1 protein-coding gene is annotated in these 386 nt (G+C 63.5%); it reads right to left on the reverse strand.

The genetic code is table 11. The features are described from left to right. The coding region (locus tag EN935_RS42865; RefSeq protein WP_206534757.1) for an ABC transporter ATP-binding protein at positions 1–310 on the reverse strand (310 nt) is incomplete at its 3' end. Positions 311–386: the final 76 nt, after the last annotated feature.

A 386-nucleotide genomic window follows, 5' to 3' on the forward strand; every position in this document is an offset into this window, starting at 1 on the left:
GCGCCAGACAACGAGACGGTGAGCCAAGCGCAAGGCGCAGGTCGCAACGCGGAGCGAACGCACACCCGGTTGCCACAGCGGGACCCCCAGGCGCCGGAGCCGCGTTCATGAGTTTGCCAGTGGCCGAGGCGGTCAGCGTCCTGGTATAGGGATGCGCCGGCCGGTCGAGAACCGCGTCGACAGGTCCGCTCTCAACAATGCGCCCATTGAACAGGACGATGGTTTCGTCGCTGACATATCGGACCACACCGAGGTCGTGGGTGATGAAGAGGTAGGCAAGGCCGAGCTCGCGCTGCAGGTCGGTGAACAATTTAAGGACCTGTGCCTGGACAGAGACGTCGAGTGAGCTGACCGGCTATCATCCTGGCTGATGAGCCGGTCAGCTC

The organism is Mesorhizobium sp. M7D.F.Ca.US.004.03.1.1 (assembly GCF_003998635.1).
Taxonomy (GTDB): Bacteria; Pseudomonadota; Alphaproteobacteria; order Rhizobiales; family Rhizobiaceae; genus Mesorhizobium; species Mesorhizobium loti.